Here is an 18,185-nt window from a genome sequence, read left to right as displayed (position 1 = left end):
TTTTTGTGGGTGACTATTCCTTCAACTCAACATGATCCAGCGCTTGATTCACCGCCAGTTCACCGAGCATGACGACTTGCGCAATGCCCAGCGCGGTCTTGCGGTGCGAGGTATCGAGCATCGCCGCGAAGTTGTTGAGCATTTCGCTGGCTGAGCCCAACGTTTCGCTGGCATTGGCCAGCAAGGACTCGGTGTTGTACTTCGGGTTGGCAAGGTACATGGGTTCGGGGTTGTTGGTGCTCGCCATTATGTGGGCGGCGGGATTGAGGTAGTGGTCGAGGGCGCGTTCGGCGGCGTCGTTGAGTTTTTTTGAGTCGGGGGATTCGTACGGGGAGGCCGGGTCGGTGGTCGGCGGGTGTGGCGTTGATTTGGTCATAAGCTGAAAACTCCTGTTGGAGCCGCTTCTCCCTCTCTACTAAAAGAAGGGTGGCAGCTGTGCGCAGGTTAGTAGACCGGGGAGTATTCAGCATTGACCGGCGCGCCGAAGCGCCCTGCACACAGCCACCATCAAGTCAGACAGCAAGAGCTGACTGAAGCGCTACGCACATAACTGAAAAACACCACGGGCTACTAAACCCGATCACTGGAAATCAGTGACGCGAATCAAGTTACCGATGGCCCTCCAGGCGCACAAGCCGGCGGATTCTGGCGTACCCGTAGGCAACGACGCAAGCTGTTGTAGGCTTCGGGAAGTAACCGCCGACCAATCTAAACAACCCTGTTTAAATGTAGGAGCTGCCGGAGGCTGCGATCTTTTGATTTGTCTTTCTAGCATCAAAAACAAGATCAAAAGATCGTCCGATCGCGGCCCGAGCCTTCGGCAGCTCCTACAGGAGAACGCGGGTTATTTGTCGTGATCGATATCGAGTTTGCTGAAGGTCACCTGCCCACCCTCGCTGGTGTAGCCGGTGTTGTCCTGCACATACACCCCTGCCTTGAAATACAGCGGCTTGTTACGCCACGTCGCGCTGATCTGTGAATCCCACTGATAACCCGCCGCACTCACGCCCAACGCGCCGCCGGGGCTGAGGTGGATGAGGTAGTTGAATTCGCGGTCCATTTTGATTCCGGTGGCGAGGGTGATGACGCGGCTTTCGTCGTCATCGGGGCGCATGCGGACTTTGATTACAAGGTTGCCGGTTTCGGTTTTAGTCTTGTATTGGTACTCGAGCTTGAGCATCGGCTTCTGGCTTTCATAAGCATGAATCTGGCCGATGACGATTTTGCCGGAGCTTGGCACTTTGTTGACCGTGACGGTTGCGCGTAGCAGGTTGTCGGCGTCCGGGTAATACCAATTTCGCAGGGTGCCGTTGCTGTAGGTCTCCCGCAATTCAGTACGCGGGTAGATGGCGTTTTCGGTTTTTGACCCGGTGACCGGTGACCAGAAGAACAGGGTGCCGGTGTCGGAATGGAAGTATTGATCCTTGAAGCCTTTCACCAGTTTGGAGGTTTCGACGGTATATGGCGGGCTGCCAACGGGAACGCTGAGGTTCCAGGTTGCGAGATCGATCATGTCGGTTCTTCCACTCAAGTTTCGCTGCACGCACGTGCCAGATGCTCTAGCCCGCGCGTTTTGGGGCGGCCTTTATAAGCGTAGAGGGAAAGTTTGTTAACGGCCGTCCGGCGGACAGTTGACGTCAACATCCTGTCGAAATGCCACCTTTCCCTGTTTCAGGGGACTTCAAGCGTGACCGTTAGTCGGCTAAACCAGTCATTCGTTAAATGATGGCTTGATGACAGCTACTGCTTTTGTGGATCCAAGACTAGAGTGAACGCTCAGTATGTGTGCGGTTTTTTCCGGAACCGACCTGATGTCCCGACAAGAGAAGCAGCATGGAATGCGCGCAACCCCCGCCAAGTGAAGGCAGCTCTGTCCTCTTAATCGTAGATGACTACCCTGAAAACCTGATTAGCATGCGCGCATTGCTGCAGCGTCAGGATTGGCACGTCATGACCGCCGCATCCGGTTTTGAGGCGCTCAATATTCTGCTCGAACACGACGTCGATCTGGTCCTGCTGGATGTGCAGATGCCGGGCATGGACGGCTTTGAAGTCGCGCGGCTGATGCGCGGCAGTCAGCGCACGCGCCTCACGCCAATCATTTTCCTCACCGCCAACGAGCAATCTCAGGACGCCGTGATCAAGGGCTATGCCAGTGGGGCGGTGGATTACCTGTTTAAACCCTTCGACCCGCAGATCCTCAAGCCCAAGGTGCAAGCACTGCTGGAGCATCAGCGCAATCGCCGCGCCTTGCAGCAACTGACTCGCGATCTGGAGGTGGCGCGGGCATTTAATGCCTCGGTGCTGGATAACGCTGCCGAAGGCATTCTGGTGCTGGGCGAGGACGGTCTGATCCGCTTTGCCAATCCGGCGATTTCACGGCTGCTCAATGCGCCGGTGAAAGAGCTGGAGGGTAAGGAGTTTCTTGATTACCTGCAGAAACCACACATCCCGTTGTGGGCCGATTCCGAATTCAAAAGCAGTTACCAGCGCGGCGAAACCTTGCGGCTGCGCGACGCTTTGCTGCGTACCGCGCCCGGACAGCAAGTGCCGGTGGCGCTGTCCTGCGCGCCGTTACCTGCCGAGCAATATGGGATGGTGGTGACGGTGCTCGACATGTCGGTGGTGCGTCATTTGCACCAGCAGCTTGAATATCAGGCAGTCACTGATCCGCTGACCGGGTTGCTCAATCGTCGTGGCTTTTATCAAACCGTCGAAAACCTGCTGCTGCGCGGCGAACGCAGCGATGGCAGTTGGGTGCTGCTTTATCTGGATCTCGACGGCTTTAAACGCGTCAACGATTCCCTCGGGCATGACGCGGGTGACCGTGTGTTGCGCTGGGTCTCTGAACAGTTGAAGGCGTGTTTGCGGCCGTTCGATATTCTTGCGCGCATGGGCGGTGATGAATTTACTGCACTGCTGGATCTGGAGTTTCCCGAGCAGGCGGCGAAGATTGCCGAGAAACTGATTGAACGGGTCTCGATCTGTCAGCAAATCGAAGGTATGGATATTGCCCTCGGCGCCAGTATCGGCATCGCCACTTATCCGGACTGCGGATCGAACCTCGACGGATTGCTACGTGCCTCGGACATCGCCATGTACGAAGCCAAACGCGCCGGGCGTCAGCAATATCGTTTCTATGATCATGAAATGAACGGCCGTGCGCGCTCGCGGTTGATGCTTGAAGAAAGTGTGCGCACGGCCATCGAAAACCGTGATTTCAATCTGGTCTATCAACCGCAGGTGGCGATTGATAGCGGGCAGATCCGTGGTTTCGAGGCGCTGTTGCGTTGGCAGCACCCGAGCGTGGGTGATGTGCCGCCGGGGTTGTTCCTGCCGTTGCTGGAGGAGGCGCGGCTGATCAGTCGCCTTGGCAGCTGGATTTATCACCGTGGCGCTGGGCAGCGAAAGGCTTGGGAAACCTTGTTTGCCGAAGACCTGGTGCTCGGCGTTAGTTTGAGCAACACACAGTTTGGTCTGCCCAATCTGGTCACCGAGTTGCGTCAGGTCATGGAGCGGCATACCTTGCAGCCACGGCAACTGGAGGTCGAGGTCACCGAGGAGGCCTTGATGCAAAACCCCGACGAAACCCGCAAGCAGCTGCGCTTGCTGCGCAATCTCGGGGTGCGGGTGGCGCTCGACGACTTCGGCTCCGGGCCATGTTCGTTGACGCATTTGCGTGATCTGGAGCTGGACACACTCAAGCTCGATCGCCATCTGATCGCTCGATTGCCGGACTCCAAAAAGGATGCGTACCTGGTGAGCACGGTGATCAATCTGTGCAAGCAATACGGTTTGCTGGTGATTGCCGAGGGTGTCGAGACCATCGAGCAATATCAATGGCTGCAAGCCCACGGCTGCGAGTACGTACAGGGCTTTCTCGTGGCGCGTCCGATGGTTGCCGAAGACGCCGCAAGCTTTGCCGAGCCTTTCGACTGGAGCGCGTTGCCCGGCTGAATTCGCTACACTGGCGCACCTTTTTCGAACCGTGTCGCCCGTCCATGACTGTGTTGAAGTACCTCCAGGCCTATCCCGCGCAACTCCAGGATCAGGTGCGCCAATTGATCGCCGACGGGCGTCTGGGTGAATACCTGGACCAGCGTTATGCGGGCCGCCACGATGTGCAGAGCGACAAGGCGCTGTACACCTACGCGCTGGACCTGAAGCAGGAATACCTGCGCAACGCCCCGGCCATCGACAAAGTGCTGTTCGACAACCGCCTCGACCTGACCCACCGTGCTCTCGGGTTGCACACCACGGTTTCGCGCGTTCAGGGCGGCAAACTCAAGGCCAAGAAAGAGATTCGTATCGCCTCGCTGTTCAAGGACGCTGCGCCGGACTTTCTGAAAATGATCGTCGTGCATGAATTGGCGCATTTCAAAGAGTCGGATCACAACAAGGCGTTTTACAAATTGTGCGAACACATGCTGCCGGGGTATCACCAGGTCGAGTTTGATCTGCGGGTGTATCTGACCTGGCGAGATATGCAATAACAACAGTCGCAACCAGGAAGGTGTGGATGGACGTCAGCAAGACCAAAAGCAGTTTCTATCGACGCTTGTACGTCGCGTACCTGATCGACAGCGGTCTGGCCCCAAGCGTGCCAGCGCTGACCGAAGTGACCGGCATGCCCCGCCGCACCGCGCAGGACACGATCGCCGCACTGGCGGATCTGGATATCATTTGCGAGTTCGAGCAGGAAGAGGGCGCCCGCAACCATGCCGGGCGTTATCGGATTCGTGAGTGGGGGGCGATTGATCGGGGGTGGATCGAGCGCAATCTGCGGCAGATCAAGGCCGTGCTTGAGTATCCCTGAATCCTGAGTGGACTGGGCTGCCGCCATCGCTGGCAAGCCAGCTCCCACAGGTTTTTCTGGTGTTCACATAAGTTGTGAACGACGCAATGCCTTGTGGGAGCTGGCTTGCCAGCGATGGGGCTTTCAGGAACGACGCATCCCGATATGCGGAATGTCGTCCTCCAGATATTCCTCACCCGCCACCACGAAACCGTACTTGCCGTAATACCCCTGCAAATGCGCCTGCGCCGACAGATAGATCGGCACCTGCGGCCAGTGTTTCTCGGCCTGCTTCAGCGCCTGCTCCATCATTTCGTGCCCCACCCCTTGGCCGCGGGCTTGCGGCGCGGTGATCACGCGGCCGATGACCACGTCGCTGCCCTGGGACTCCGGATCCAGCAGGCGCAGGTAAGCCATCAACTGGTCATCTTCCCAACCCATCAGGTGATAGGTGTCGCCCTCCAGATCCTGCCCGTCGAGGTCGGGGTAGGCGCATTTCTGTTCAACCACGAACACTTCCGACCGCAGCTTCAACAGTGCGTACAGCTGCTCTTTGCCCAGATCGCTGTGATGTTTGCAGACCCAATCGATTGTCATTTTCCGATTCCTTGAATACGTCGTCCGATACTAAGCGCAGACACCCAAGATGTCTGTATGGCGTAAGAGTCTGTGACAAAGGTCAAAATGCCATCATTCCTTTCGCGCATCACGGTTGTCTTTGTGTAATCTGCGGGTGAGCGCTGTGCACGGGCTCCATTGAGCTAATGTTAGTGCCTGGGTTTTGCCGGTAAGGGGCCTTGGGGTTTTGACTGAAAACATGCAGGGCTCCGGCCCGCTAAGGATTTTCAAGCATGCCGCGTTTGCATCGAGCCTTTGCTTTGATCGGATTGCTCTTGCTGGCTCAGACCGCAGCGGCGCAGAAGCTGCGGCTGGTGTTTGATATCTGGCCACCCTTTACCGATGACACACTGGTCAACGGCGGTCTGGCCACCGACATCGTCACCACCGCGCTGGCCCGGGCCGGTTTTGCCAGCGGGTATCAGCAAGTGCCCTGGGCGCGGGCGCTGCTGGGGGTTGGCGAGGGGCGTTACGACGTACTGGTCAATGCCTGGTACAACGAAGACCGGACGAAACTGGGGCAGTTTTCCGGTGAGTATCTGGTCAACCGCATCCGCTTTCTCAAGCGCAAAGACACGCCACTCGAATACAACAATCTGCAGCAACTGCACACGTATCCCATAGCGGTGGTGCGCGGCTACGCCTATTCGCCGCCATTTGATGCCGACACGGCGTTGCAGAAAGTCCCTGTGCATAACTTTGCCATGGGCGTGCGCATGCTGGCGGCGGATCGGGTCAAGCTGACGCTGGAGGATGAATATGTCGCGCGGTATTACCTGGCGCGGGAATCATCGAAGGTCCGCAGTGCGGTGGAGTTTTTGCCCAAGCCGTTGAGCGAGAACAGCCTGCACATATTGGTGAGTCTGAAGAATCCGCAGCATGCGCAGATTGTCGCGGGATTTGACAAGGCAATTGCAGCGATGAAGGCGGATGGGAGTTATGACAAGTTGCTGCGCCAGCATGGGATGTAGGTTTCTGATCCCGGAGTTGTGTTGTTGCTGAGGGCCTCATCGCTGGCAAGCCAGCTCCCACAGGGTTCTTTGGTGAAGCACAATTTTGTGAATCAACCCTACCCACTGTGGGAGCTGGCTTGCCAGCGATGGGGCCAGTCGGGCCAACTCAAGCTTCAGAGGTATCCTTGATCAAATGCGCCGCCAACGTCCGCAACGGCCCCAACTGTCGGCAGATTAGCGCCAGTTGTGTCTGCACCAGTCGCTGCCCTTCATCGATTTCATCCGGCATCTGCTCCAGCTCATTGGCCAGCGCTTCTTCTTCGTCACTTTGAATCGCAATCGGTTGTTTGCTCGCCAGGCCTTGGGCGATTTCATCGATGCTCGCCGCCAGTTTCACCCCGGCGCCTTCGATCAACTGCTCACGCACATCCGCGGGCAACTGGGTTTCGCGGTGCGCACCCAGCCCTGACAGATAGCTGAGCAAGGTGTGCGACAGCACCAGAAAACGGAAACCGACATCCGCTTCCTTACGAAAATGCCCAGGCTCCATGAGCATGTTCGCCAGCGTCGTCGACAGCGCTGCATCAGCGTTGTGTGCGTTGCGTCGGGCCAGGCGATAGGCGAGGTCGTCACTCTTGCCCGCCGCGTATTGCTGCATGATCTGGCGCAGGTAGATGCTGTTGCAGGTCAGGGTGTTGGCCAGCACTTTGTTCAGGCGCCGGCCTTGCCAGTCCGGCAGGAACAGGAACACCGTCAGACCGGCGATAAGGCTGCCGAGCAAGGTATCGAACAGTCGCGGCAGGAACAGCCCGTAACCGTCGCCGACCTGATTGAAGCAGAACAGCACCATGATGGTGATCGCGGCGGTCGCCAGGGTGTAGCGAGTGGTGCGGTTGGTAAAGAACACGACCCCGGCGGCGATGGCGAAGCACGATTGCACCAGCGGACTTGGGAACAGATCGAACAACGCCCACGCCACGGTCAGGCCGATGGCAGTACCGAGAATCCGCTGGCCGAGTTTACGCCGCGTCGCGCCGTAGTTCGGCTGGCAGACGAACAGCGTGGTGAGGATGATCCAGTAGCCTTGCGACGGGTGAATCAAATGCACCATGCCGTAGCCGATGCTCAAGGCCAGCGGCAGACGCAGCGCATGCCGGAACAGCAAAGAGGTCGGTGTCAGTTGTGTGCGCAAGCGAATCCACACGTCCTTGAAGTTGCGCGGCGAACGGTCGAGCAGGCTGCTGTCGGTGGCGTCGGCCAAGGCATCGGGGTTGCTCGCATCGCTGAGCAAACGGTCGAGGGTGCCAAGGTTGGCCGCCAGTGCACGCAGTGAGCGCAGCAGGCCGCGCCATGCCGGGTTGCTCTGGATGCGCAGGTGTTCGAGGGAGGCGTCGAGGTCGCTCAGGGCTTCGGCAAAACTGGCGTCGTAAATGAACGGCTGACGCATCTGGATCGATTCGGCCAGCGCGCGGCAGGCTTTACCCTGCTGGCGCAGCAGGCGCTGGCAGCGGAACAGTACGTCGCTGTGGAAAAATGCATCGGCCAGCGCGTTGTACGGATAGTGCGAAGAGCTGGCGCGTTCGTGGATGTCTTGGGCGAGGAAGTACAGCTTCAGGTAACGGCTGACTTTCGAGCCGGGGCGACCGTTGCCGACCCGATGCAGGATGATTTCCTTGGCGCTGTTCAGTGCCGCCACCACGCGACCATTCTGCTGCGCCAGTTCCAGGCGTCGGGCCTCGACGTCCATCTGCCGGATCGGCTCGAACAGCGAAGATTTCAGCTTCAGGTAAAAACCCAATTCACGGAACAACCGCGCCAGACTCTGTTGCACCGGCTGGTTGGAAAACAGCGCCTGCCACAGCACAGAAAGCAAGCCGTACCACGCGGCGCCAGCCACCAGCAGCATCGGTTCATGCCAGAAATCGAGCACTGCGCCGCCGCGCTGGTCGACGCCGATCATCGTGTACACGGAAAGAATCAGGGTTGCCGAGGCAATCGCCCCATAACGCTCGCCCAGCGCCCCGAGCATGGTCAGGCCGAAACTGGCCAACGCCAGCGCTATCGCAAAGATGATGGGGTAGGGGAAGAGCAGTTCCACCGACAGTGCGGCGATGCTGAAACACACCAGCGTCACGGCGAGTGCGTTGAGGCGACCCTGCCAACTGTCGTCGGTCTCGGCCAGGGCGCTGGCGATAATCCCCAGGAACAACGGGATCAGCAGGCCCATTTCATCCTGATACCAGCACAGCGCCATGCTGCCGGTCAGGGCGATGAACACCCGCACGCTATAACTGAATTTATCCAGCGCCCACAGGCGCCGCAAAGACTGACGAAACGAAGTCGAGGACATGAAGTGCGAAGGCCTTCCGAGGCGATGCCGCTAAATTGAGCCAGTAATGACGCCGACGCAATGGCGCCGATCACATCTGACAGCAAAAAGTGTTCCTTACTGCTTTTATGACGAACTCAAATTCATGGCTGGCATATAACCCTGTGGGAGCTGGCTTGCCAGCGATGGCTGCCTGACAGTCAACAATGATGTTGGATCTGCCGGCCTCATCGCTGGCAAGCCAGCTCCCACAGGGATTGCATTTCAAATTTGAAAGACGTGGATCAAACGTACTGCGCAGCCGCGTAACCCGATGCCCAGGCCCACTGAAAGTTGAAACCGCCCAAATGCCCGGTGACGTCGAGCACTTCGCCGACAAAATACAGGCCCGGGCTTTTCAGCGATTCCATGGTCTTGGACGACACTTCGCGCGTGTCCACACCACCCAGTGTCACTTCGGCCGTGCGATAACCTTCAGTGCCTGCCGGCACGACTTTCCAGCTGCCCAGCTTCTCGGCGATCTCAGCCAGTTCCGCATGGGTGTACTGCTTCATCGGCTTGGACACGAACCAGTTATCCGCCAGCAGATTGGCCATCTTCTTGGTGAAGATCTCACCGAGCAGCGTTTTCAGCTCGCTGTTCGGACGCTCGGCCACTTGCTGTTGCAGCCAGCTGGCGGCGTCGTGATCCGGCAGCAGGTTGATCTCCACCGTGTCGCCGGATTCCCAGAACGAGGAGATCTGCAAAATCGCCGGGCCGCTGAGGCCGCGGTGAGTGAACAGGATGTTCTCGCGAAAACTCTGATCGTTGCAGCTGACCAGGCAATCCACCGACGTACCGGACAACTCTGTGCACAGTTCCTTGAGCTGATCGGTGATGGTGAACGGCACCAGCCCGGCGCGGGTCGGCAGGAGTTCGTGACCGAACTGTTTGGCGACCTGGTAGCCGAAACCGGTGGCGCCCAACGTCGGGATCGACAGACCGCCGGTGGCGATCACCAGCGACTGGCACTGGATCTGGCCGAGGGTGGTGTCGAGCAGGTAACCGCTTTCGACTTTCTCGATCGTCTGGATCGAGGTGTCGAGGTGCAGCTCGACGCCGACCTGATCACATTCGGTGAGGAGCATTTCGAGGATGTCGCTGGATTTGTTATCGCAGAACAGCTGACCGAGCTTCTTCTCGTGATACGGCACGGCGTGCTTGCCGACCATGCCGATGAAATCCCACTGGGTGTAGCGCGCCAGTGCGGATTTGCAGAAGTGCGCGTTCTGCGAGAGGAAATTGCTCGGTTCGGTGTACATGTTGGTGAAATTGCAGCGGCCACCGCCCGACATCAGGATTTTCTTGCCAGCCTTGTTCGCATGGTCGAGCAGCAATACCTGACGGCCGCGCCCGGCGGCGGTCAGTGCACACATCAAACCCGCGGCGCCAGCGCCAATGATCACGACTTCGGTAGAGCGCAAAACGGTGTCCTCTGAAAATGTCACCACAAAACCAATTGTGGGAGCGAGCCTGCTCGCGAAAGCGGTATGCCATTCAACATTGATGTTGGCTGACAGATTGCCTTCGCGAGCAGGCTCGCTCCCACAGGGGAGTACGTTGTTTTTACAGGATACGCACGCGCAGCGAACGGCCCTTGATCTTGCCGTCGTTCAGGCGCTGCAAGGCTTGCATGGCCACGGTACGTTCCACGGCCACATACGCCTGGAAGTCGAAGATCGCGATTTTGCCGACCTGTGCGCCCGGAATGCCGGCATCGCCAGTCAATGCGCCAAGAATGTCGCCCGGACGCACTTTGTCTTTACGGCCGGCACCGATGCACAGGGTGGTCATCGGCGGCTGCAGCGGAGCAAGGCCCTGGGACTTGAGGTTGTCTACCTGATCCCAGTTCAGCGGCGACTTTTGCAGTTGCTCGATGGCTTGCGCGCGGTGCGCTTCGCTCGGTGCAACCAGGCTGATGGCAATGCCTTTCTCGCCCGCACGACCGGTACGGCCAACGCGGTGAATGTGGATTTCCGAATCGCGCGCCAGTTCGACGTTGATCACCATGTCCAGCGCATCAATGTCCAGACCACGGGCGGCAACGTCGGTGGCAACCAGTACCGAAGTACTGCGGTTGGCGAACATCGCCAGCACCTGGTCGCGGTCACGCTGTTCCAGATCACCGTGCAGGCCGACGGCGGAGATGCCTTTGGCCGTCAGGTGGTCAACGGTTTCCTGCACTTGCTGCTTGGTGAAGCAGAACGCCACGCAGGATGCCGGACGGAAGTGGTGCAGGACCTTGGTCACCGCGCTCATGCGCTCTTCCGGGGAAATCTCGTAGAAGCGCTGCTCGATCTGGGTGTCATCGTGGAACGCTTCGGCTTTCACCGTTTGCGGATCGCGCATGAACTTCGACGCAAGCTGCTTGATGCCCACCGGGTAAGTTGCCGAGAACAGCAAGGTCTGACGACGCTCAGGGGTTTTGACGATGATGTCTTCGATGGCGTCGTAGAACCCCATGTCGAGCATGCGGTCGGCTTCGTCGAGGATCAGCGTGTTCAGGCCATCGAGTACCAGCGAACCTTTGCGCAAGTGCTGCTGGATGCGTCCCGGGGTGCCGACGATGATGTGCGCGCCGTGTTCCAGCGAAGCGATCTGCGGGCCGAACGACACGCCGCCGCACAGGGTCAGGACCTTGATGTTGTCTTCGGCACGGGCCAGGCGACGGATTTCCTTGGCCACCTGGTCGGCCAACTCGCGCGTCGGGCAGATCACCAGCGCCTGGCAACCGAAGTAGCGCGGGTTGATCGGGTTGAGCAGGCCGATGCCGAACGCAGCGGTCTTGCCGCTGCCGGTCTTGGCCTGGGCAATCAGGTCCATCCCCTTGAGGATCACCGGCAAGCTCTGCGCCTGGATCGGCGTCATCTGCGCATAACCGAGTGATTCGAGGTTAGCCAGCATGGCAGCGGACAGCGGCAGAGTGTTAAAAGCGGTGGCGATGGTGGTCACGGGACGGGCCTGCAAAACAAAATGTCGCGCAGTGTAGCAGCCCCGTGCCACTTTTCTCGAAAGTTCTGGACGAACAGCGCTTAATGTTCGATGTGTTCTTCCGGCCTTTTTGCGCGCCTTCCGTCTTCTTTCGACAGTTGCGAGAAAATCGTCGCGGCCAGCATCGCCATGATCCCGACGGTCACGAAGGTCAACTGGAATGCGCCCAGCACCGTCTCGACACCGTCGTTGCCGACCTCGGCGGTAAACCCGCCCAACAAGGCACCGGCGCAGGCAACCCCCAGACTCAGCGACAACTGCGCGACCACCGACAGCAAACTGTTGCCGCTGCTGGCACTGGCGTCGTCGAGGTCGATCAGGGTCACGGTGTTCATCGCGGTGAATTGCAGCGAGTTGATCGCGCCGAGAACCGCCAGCAGGCACAGCAGCAGCCAGTACGGCGTCTGTTCGCTGACCAGGCCCATGCTGGCCAGCATGATCCCCAGCAGCAGCGTGTTGCCGGTGAGGACGATGCGATAGCCGAGGCGTTCGATCAGCGGTCGCGCGACCCACTTGGCGATCATCGCCGCAGCGGCCAGTGGCAACATGCTCATCCCCGCTTGCGACGGTGAGTAACCCAGCGCCACTTGCAGCAGCAACGGCACCAGAAACGGCAGGGCGCCGCTGCCCAGACGGGCGAACAGGTTGCCGAGAATGCCGACGGCAAACGTGCGGGTCTTGAAGAGCGACGGGGAGAACAGCGGGTTTTCGATATGCCCGGCGCGCAGCCAGTACGCGGCCAGACAGGCGAAGCCACCGAACAGCAGCAACATCACGCGCAAGTGCGGCAGATGCAATTCGCCGAGGCCTTCCATGGCGATGGTGATCAGAATCATCGCTGCGCCAAACAACAGGAAACCGAGGCTGTCGAAACGCGTGCGTTCGGTGCCGCGCAGGTCGGGGATGAATTTCCACACCGCGTAGCAGCCGATGACGCCGACCGGAAGGTTGATCAGGAAGATCCAGTGCCACGTCAGGTATTCGACCATCCAGCCGCCCATGGTCGGGCCGAGCAGCGGGCCGAGTAATCCGGGAATGGTGATGAACCCCATGATCCGCACCAGCTCGGAACGCGGATAAGCGCGCAAGACCACCAGTCGCCCGACCGGCAACATCAATGCACCACCCAGGCCCTGAATCACCCGGGCGCCGATCAGCATGCTCAGGGTGCTCGACAGTGCACAGAGCAGCGAGCCGATGCTGAACAGCAGGATCGCGCCGAAGAAGATTTTCTTGGTGCCGAAACGGTCGGCGATCCAGCCGGAAGCGGGGATCAGCAGGGCCACGGTGAGCATGTAGGCGATGACCACGCCCTGCATGCGCAAGGGGTCTTCGGCCAGATCCCGGGCCATGGCCGGCAGGGCGGTGTTGAGGATGGTCCCGTCGAGGGACTGCATGAAGAACGCAATGGCGACGACCCACGGCAACCAGCGTGCGGTAATGGCGTCGAGAGGCGGGCGGTCGGGCATGGGACCTCTGAGAGTATGGGTCAGGCGGAATGCGAACCTGTGGGAGCTGGCTTGCCAGCGATGGCGGACTTTCAGACGAGCACGATGTTGAATCTGCCGTCCTCATCGCTGGCAAGCCAGCTCCCACAGGTGCTGCGGTGTTACAAGGTTAAAGTCAGTCGGCTCACCAGCGCCCCCGGCAGCAATGCTGACGACGTATTGCGCTGGCTATACGTGCTCGCCGACAGCAGCAACTCCCGCTCGGCCGTCAACGCTTCCAGCTGCGAACCCAGCAGGCTGTAGGCGCTGTCGTCGAATCGCATGGTGCTGACCGGCGCCTGAATCTCGCCGTTTTCGACCCAGAATGTCGCAAAGCGGGTCATGCCGGTCATGCGTGCCGCCGGTTGATCCGAGAAGTTCAGGTACCACAGGTTGCTGATGTACAGCCCGGTGCCCAACTGCTTGAGGATTTGCGCTTGTGGCAAATCCCCGGCGGCCATGTTCAGCGCACTGGGTGATTCACCACCGCTGGCACCATTGGCCGTCAGACCATACTCGGCCGCGCTGCGCGAACCGACCAACTGATCTCCAGCCTTGCCCTCGACGATCAGGCGCAAATCACTGCGCGGATAACCCTCGCCGGAAAACGCCGGACTCAGCGAATCGCTGACTTTTTCATCCAGCGATACCAGCGGACTGAAAGCCTGATCGCCGACATACAGTTTTTGCAACGGGCTGCTTTTGCTGGCAATCGACTGCGCGGAGAAGCCGCCCCAGCTCAGCATGCCCATGATTTCTTCCAGCGCGGCTGGCGCCAGATAAGCGCGGTATTGTCCTGGCGGCAAGGTGCGCAGTGGGCGACCGAGAAACTCCAGTTGTTCGCGAGCCTGCCGGAAGCGTTTGGCGAAGTCTTCGCTGCTCCAGTCGTGCCCGGCGTAGCTGGCTTTCACCGCTTCACCATTTTCGTGGAACAGGCTGAAGTCGAAATTGAAACTGTTGGCCTGATGCCAGCCAAACGCGCCTGAGGAACTGGCGAAACCACGGCTGATCGGGCCTGCGGCATAGAAACCAACCAGATCCAGACCTTCAGCGGCGGCGCAGATTTCATCGACCACTTGCTCGGTATCCGGCAGCGGATGATCCTGCACTTTACTGCTCTGCCAGCCATTGTGGTTGAGCAGCAGATACGGATCCTGCGGCAGCAGCGGCAGGGTTTCGCGCAGTTGTTGCAGGCCTTCGGCCAGCCGCTGCAGATCGCCTTCCTGATCGCCGGAGAGGGTGACTTGCAGGTCGGCGTGGCGACCATCGTTGATCAGTTTCAGGACGATGTTGGCTTGCTGCACCTGCCCGGCCTGGCGCACCTTGGCGTGATTGAAACGCACGAACGCCGAAGATTCAGCGGCGTAGCTGAGGGTGAACTGTTCCGGCTCGCGGACGCTGTCGCGCAGCCAATTGACCATGTCCTTGAAGGCGTCGGACTGACTCTTCGAAATGCTCATCAGGCGTCTCCCCCAAATACATCAACGTTGCTGAATACGCAGGCCGGCGAAGCGTGGCCGACGCGGATCACCTGGTTCGGTTCGCCCTTGCCGCAGTTCGGCGTGCCGAGCACCTTGACGGTGTTGGCATCGCCGACGGCGCGCAGGCTTTTCCAGAAGTGCGCGGAAATCGCCCGATAGTTGGGATTTTTGACCACGCCTTTGAGTTCGCCGTTTTCGATCAACTGGCCCCATTCACAGCCGAACTGGAATTTGTTGCGCGCATCGTCAATCGACCATGAGCGGTTGGTGCTCATCAGGATGCCGTTTTCGATGCTTTCGATGAGTTTGTTCAGCGGCTGATCGCCCGGCTCGATGTTGAGGTTGGCCATGCGATCGATCGGTGGACGGTTCCAGCCGCAGGCGCGGCTGTTGGCGACGCCATCCATCCCGGCACGGAACTGCGACAGCGCACCGCCGAGTGGGCGCAGCAGCAGGCCATCACGAATCAGGAATTGTTTGCTGGCTTTGGTGCCGTCGTCGTCATGGCCGTAGCTGGCGAGTTCCTCGGGGATGCCTGGATCGAACGTCACGTTGAGCAGTTTCGAGCCGTATTGCAGGCTGCCGAAGTCAGATGCTTTGACGAAGCTGGTACCGGCGTAATTACGTTCATCGCCTAGGATGCGGTCGAGCTCCAGCGGGTGACCGATGGATTCGTGGATTTGCAGCATCATCTGGTCAGGCATCAACAGCAGATCGCGCGGGCCTTGTGGAGTGTTTGGCGCGAGCAACAGTTGCAGCGCCTGATCGGCGACCAGCGGACCGGCACCGATCAGCCCGCAACGACTGATCACGTCTGCGCCACCCTGTTGGCCAAAGTTTTCGCGGCCGAGGCTGCGAGTCTGGCTGTCGTTGCCATCGTAGGCGGTGACGTCGAGGCTTGGGTAGACGAAGCGCTGGGCCTGGCGCAATTCGGCGCCGGCGCTGCTCAGGTAGATCTGTTCGACATGGGTGATGCCAATGCTGACTTCCCAATTCACCAGGCGCTCATCCTTTGGCACCGAGGCGGATTCCGCGCCGAGCAGCTCAAAGCATTCGCTCAGGGACGGGAAGGGTTGTTCGAGATTGGGCGAAAAGTAATCCGCGCGGTCGCTGGAAACCGCTTGATCACGCAGGTCGAGCAAGGCGTGGGGCTTGAGCCGCCGGGCCTGCTGTTCGGCGCGCTCAAGGGCGGCTTGCAGGCCCCGTTGCGAGAGGTCATTGGTCGCAGCGTAGGCTTCGACGCCGTTAACCCGCACCGTGAGCATCGCACCTTCGTCGCGGCTCAGGCTCGGCGGCTCGGCAACGTTCTTGCGCACCGACAGGTATTGGCCGGACTCGCGTACATACCGCAGGGAAAAGAACTCGGCGCCCGTGCGCAAGGCAGCGAAGCGCTGCTTGAGCTGGGGGTGGAAATCGAACATTCGGGAACCTCCTTGTTAGGGGGAAGCGGTAAAGCGACGGCGGGGAGGGGTGAAACGATTGCGCGAGGTCTAGAGTAGGCCTGCGTGGGGGTAGGATCAAGTGAAGAGGGGGGGTAGGAGGTTTTACTGTGCAGCGGGAGAATTTGTGCTGAATGTGAGGGCCCCATCGCTGGCAAGCCAGGCTCCCACAGGTTTTTTGCTGAACACAATAGGTGTGAACGACGCAAAACCCTGTGGGAGCTGGCTTGCCAGCGATTAGCCGTGACGCGGTATCAAGTATTACTGAGCAACAGGCGTGATATCACGCATCGGCTTGCCCTTCACCGGCGCATCGCCCGCTACGTAGTAGTCGGCGGTGCTGCGCGGCAGCGGCTTGCGGCCACGGATCTTGTCGGCGATTTTCTCGGCGATCATGATCGTCGGCGCGTTCAGGTTGCCGGTGGTGATGATCGGCATGATCGACGCATCGACCACCCGCAGACCCTGCATGCCATGCACGCGGCCTTCGCCATCGACCACAGCCATCTCGTCGGTGCCCATCTTGCACGAGCAGGACGGGTGGAACGCGGTTTCGGCGTGTTCGCGGATGAACTTGTCCAGCTGCTCATCAGTTTGCACGTCGATACCCGGGCTGATTTCACGGCCACGGTATTGATCCAGCGCCGGCTGTTGCATGATTTCACGGGTCAGGCGGATGCCGTCACGGAATTCCTGCCAGTCTTGCTCGGTGGCCATGTAGTTGAACAGGATGCTCGGGTGCTGACGCGGATCCTTGGACTTCACCTGGATGCGGCCACGGCTCGGCGAACGCATGGAACCCATGTGCGCCTGGAAACCGTGCTCTTTCACACCGTTGCTGCCGTTGTAGTTAATCGCTACCGGCAGGAAGTGGTACTGGATGTTCGGCCATTCGAATTCCGGACGCGAACGGATGAAACCGCCGGCCTCGAACTGGTTGCTGGCGCCGATGCCGGTGCCGTTGAACAGCCACTCGGCACCGATGGCCGGCTGGTTGTACCAGAGCAGCGACGGGTACAGCGAAACCGGTTGGGTGCACGCATATTGCAGGTACAGCTCAAGGTGATCCTGCAGGTTTTCACCGACGCCCGGCAAATCGTGTACGACCGGGATGTCGAGGCTTTCCAGCAGTTTTGCCGGGCCTACGCCGGAACGCTGCAGAACCTGCGGCGAGGCGATGGCGCCGGAGCACAGCAGGACTTCCTTGCGGGCTTTGGCTTCAACGCGCTCTTCAGCGTCGCCAACCAGATATCGCACGCCGATGGCACGCTTGCCTTCGAACAGGATCTTGTCGGTCAGGGCGTGGGTGACGATGGTCAGGGTCGAACGCTTTTTGGCGATATCGAGGTAACCACGGGCGGTGGAAGCACGGCGGCCGTTCGGCGTTACAGTGCGGTCCATCGGGCCGAAGCCTTCCTGCTGATAACCGTTCAAGTCTTCGGTACGCGGGTAACCGGCCTGCACGCCGGCTTCAACCATCGCGTGGAACAGCGGGTTGTTGCCAGCCTTTGGCGTGGTCACGCTGACCGGGCCTTCGCCACCGTGGTAATCGTTCGGGCCGATGTCACGGGTTTCCGCTTTGCGGAAATACGGCAGGCAGTTCAGGTAATCCCAATCTTCAAGGCCCGGCAGCTTGGCCCAGTTGTCGTAGTCCATCGCGTTGCCGCGGATGTAGCACATGCCGTTGATCAGCGAAGAGCCGCCAAGGCCTTTGCCGCGACCGCATTCCATCCGGCGACCGTCCATGTGTGGCTCTGGATCGGTTTCGTAAGCCCAGTTGTAGCGACGACCTTGCAGCGGGAACGCCAGTGCGGCCGGCATTTGCGTACGGAAGTCGAGACGATAATCCGGGCCGCCTGCTTCGAGCAGCAGAACGGTGACGCCTTCGTCTTCAGTCAGACGGGTCGCAAGTGTGTTACCTGCAGAGCCGGCCCCTATGATGATGTAGTCGTATTCTGTAGTCATAAATTCTCCTGGGGGAGCTACAAGTCACAAGCTTCAAGCTGCAAGAAAAAGCAGCGAGCTGTGTCTTCGAAATCGGGGGAGGGCGGCA

At 59.6% G+C, this 18,185-nt stretch carries 14 protein-coding genes; 4 read left to right on the top strand and 10 right to left on the bottom strand.

Annotated elements, in window-relative coordinates:
* Nucleotides 1-13: 13 nt before the first annotated feature.
* Nucleotides 14-376, bottom strand: a complete 363-nt coding sequence (locus H8B20_RS10150; RefSeq protein WP_047303878.1) for a DUF6124 family protein — start codon at nucleotides 374-376, stop codon at nucleotides 14-16.
* Between the two features lie 468 nt (nucleotides 377-844).
* Nucleotides 845-1,513 (bottom strand): polysaccharide lyase family 7 protein, encoded by a 669-nt coding sequence (locus tag H8B20_RS10145; protein WP_150601922.1) that lies wholly within the window; start codon nucleotides 1,511-1,513, stop codon nucleotides 845-847.
* Between the two features lie 320 nt (nucleotides 1,514-1,833).
* Here H8B20_RS10145 and H8B20_RS10140 point away from each other — a divergent pair, with 320 nt between their 5' ends.
* From H8B20_RS10140 to H8B20_RS10130, 3 genes are read left to right on the top strand one after another with little or no spacing between them, the layout of a single operon-like run.
* Complete coding sequence (locus H8B20_RS10140; RefSeq protein ID WP_210623064.1) at nucleotides 1,834-3,957, top strand: putative bifunctional diguanylate cyclase/phosphodiesterase; 2,124 nt, start codon at nucleotides 1,834-1,836, stop codon at nucleotides 3,955-3,957.
* 44 nt (nucleotides 3,958-4,001) lie between these two features.
* A complete protein-coding gene (locus H8B20_RS10135; protein WP_150601920.1) occupies nucleotides 4,002-4,493 on the top strand; it encodes a M48 metallopeptidase family protein in 492 nt (163 codons plus the stop codon).
* Between the two features lie 26 nt (nucleotides 4,494-4,519).
* Nucleotides 4,520-4,816, top strand: a complete 297-nt coding sequence (locus H8B20_RS10130; protein ID WP_027610630.1) for a winged helix-turn-helix domain-containing protein — start codon at nucleotides 4,520-4,522, stop codon at nucleotides 4,814-4,816.
* 123 nt (nucleotides 4,817-4,939) lie between these two features.
* On the opposite strand, the gene H8B20_RS10125 is transcribed toward H8B20_RS10130, so the two are convergent.
* Nucleotides 4,940-5,392 (bottom strand): GNAT family N-acetyltransferase, encoded by a 453-nt coding sequence (locus H8B20_RS10125; protein WP_210623063.1) that lies wholly within the window; start codon nucleotides 5,390-5,392, stop codon nucleotides 4,940-4,942.
* Nucleotides 5,393-5,646: 254 nt separating this feature from the next.
* Between H8B20_RS10125 and H8B20_RS10120 the strand changes: the two genes are divergently transcribed.
* Entirely contained in the window at nucleotides 5,647-6,384 is a 738-nt protein-coding gene (locus H8B20_RS10120; RefSeq protein WP_210623062.1) for a substrate-binding periplasmic protein, read from the top strand.
* A 148-nt stretch (nucleotides 6,385-6,532) separates the two neighbouring features.
* Here the strand turns inward: H8B20_RS10120 and yccS are convergent, their stop codons facing one another.
* The 7 genes from yccS to betA all read right to left on the bottom strand — a co-directional run bounded on the left by yccS (nucleotide 6,533) and on the right by betA (nucleotide 18,097).
* Complete coding sequence (gene yccS, locus H8B20_RS10115; protein ID WP_210623061.1) at nucleotides 6,533-8,716, bottom strand: YccS family putative transporter; 2,184 nt, start codon at nucleotides 8,714-8,716, stop codon at nucleotides 6,533-6,535.
* Nucleotides 8,717-8,979: 263 nt separating this feature from the next.
* A complete protein-coding gene (locus tag H8B20_RS10110; protein ID WP_115147140.1) occupies nucleotides 8,980-10,158 on the bottom strand; it encodes a BaiN/RdsA family NAD(P)/FAD-dependent oxidoreductase in 1,179 nt (392 codons plus the stop codon).
* 142 nt (nucleotides 10,159-10,300) lie between these two features.
* Nucleotides 10,301-11,638 (bottom strand): ATP-dependent RNA helicase DbpA, encoded by a 1,338-nt coding sequence (gene dbpA, locus H8B20_RS10105; RefSeq protein ID WP_230679722.1) that lies wholly within the window; start codon nucleotides 11,636-11,638, stop codon nucleotides 10,301-10,303.
* A gap of 128 nt (nucleotides 11,639-11,766) precedes the next feature.
* Complete coding sequence (gene mdtD, locus H8B20_RS10100; protein ID WP_042561480.1) at nucleotides 11,767-13,194, bottom strand: multidrug transporter subunit MdtD; 1,428 nt, start codon at nucleotides 13,192-13,194, stop codon at nucleotides 11,767-11,769.
* Nucleotides 13,195-13,334: 140 nt separating this feature from the next.
* Nucleotides 13,335-14,672 (bottom strand): TldD/PmbA family protein, encoded by a 1,338-nt coding sequence (locus tag H8B20_RS10095; RefSeq protein WP_210623060.1) that lies wholly within the window; start codon nucleotides 14,670-14,672, stop codon nucleotides 13,335-13,337.
* Nucleotides 14,672-16,114 (bottom strand): TldD/PmbA family protein, encoded by a 1,443-nt coding sequence (locus H8B20_RS10090; RefSeq protein WP_042561478.1) that lies wholly within the window; start codon nucleotides 16,112-16,114, stop codon nucleotides 14,672-14,674. The genes H8B20_RS10095 and H8B20_RS10090 overlap by 1 nt, the downstream gene beginning before the upstream one ends.
* Nucleotides 16,115-16,393: 279 nt before the next feature.
* Entirely contained in the window at nucleotides 16,394-18,097 is a 1,704-nt protein-coding gene (gene betA, locus H8B20_RS10085) for a choline dehydrogenase (RefSeq protein ID WP_210623059.1), read from the bottom strand.
* Nucleotides 18,098-18,185 lie beyond the last annotated feature (88 nt).

This window comes from Pseudomonas sp. P42 (assembly GCF_017973755.1).
Classification (GTDB): domain Bacteria; phylum Pseudomonadota; class Gammaproteobacteria; order Pseudomonadales; family Pseudomonadaceae; genus Aquipseudomonas; species Aquipseudomonas iridis.
This window is presented reverse-complemented; position numbering and strand designations above follow the sequence as displayed.

What these genes read in the sequence shown, in the direction of transcription:
- H8B20_RS10150 (WP_047303878.1), bottom strand. Translation starts at nt 376, where the DNA reads ATGACCAAATCAACGCCACACCCGCCGACCACCGACCCGGCCTCCCCG.
- H8B20_RS10145 (WP_150601922.1), bottom strand. Translation starts at nt 1,513, where the DNA reads ATGATCGATCTCGCAACCTGGAACCTCAGCGTTCCCGTTGGCAGCCCG.
- H8B20_RS10140 (WP_210623064.1), top strand. Translation starts at nt 1,834, where the DNA reads ATGGAATGCGCGCAACCCCCGCCAAGTGAAGGCAGCTCTGTCCTCTTA.
- H8B20_RS10135 (WP_150601920.1), top strand. Translation starts at nt 4,002, where the DNA reads ATGACTGTGTTGAAGTACCTCCAGGCCTATCCCGCGCAACTCCAGGAT.
- H8B20_RS10130 (WP_027610630.1), top strand. Translation starts at nt 4,520, where the DNA reads ATGGACGTCAGCAAGACCAAAAGCAGTTTCTATCGACGCTTGTACGTC.
- H8B20_RS10125 (WP_210623063.1), bottom strand. Translation starts at nt 5,392, where the DNA reads ATGACAATCGATTGGGTCTGCAAACATCACAGCGATCTGGGCAAAGAG.
- H8B20_RS10120 (WP_210623062.1), top strand. Translation starts at nt 5,647, where the DNA reads ATGCCGCGTTTGCATCGAGCCTTTGCTTTGATCGGATTGCTCTTGCTG.
- yccS (WP_210623061.1), bottom strand. Translation starts at nt 8,716, where the DNA reads ATGTCCTCGACTTCGTTTCGTCAGTCTTTGCGGCGCCTGTGGGCGCTG.
- dbpA (WP_230679722.1), bottom strand. Translation starts at nt 11,638, where the DNA reads ATGCTGGCTAACCTCGAATCACTCGGTTATGCGCAGATGACGCCGATC.
- mdtD (WP_042561480.1), bottom strand. Translation starts at nt 13,194, where the DNA reads ATGCCCGACCGCCCGCCTCTCGACGCCATTACCGCACGCTGGTTGCCG.
- H8B20_RS10095 (WP_210623060.1), bottom strand. Translation starts at nt 14,672, where the DNA reads ATGAGCATTTCGAAGAGTCAGTCCGACGCCTTCAAGGACATGGTCAAT.
- H8B20_RS10090 (WP_042561478.1), bottom strand. Translation starts at nt 16,114, where the DNA reads ATGTTCGATTTCCACCCCCAGCTCAAGCAGCGCTTCGCTGCCTTGCGC.
- betA (WP_210623059.1), bottom strand. Translation starts at nt 18,097, where the DNA reads ATGACTACAGAATACGACTACATCATCATAGGGGCCGGCTCTGCAGGT.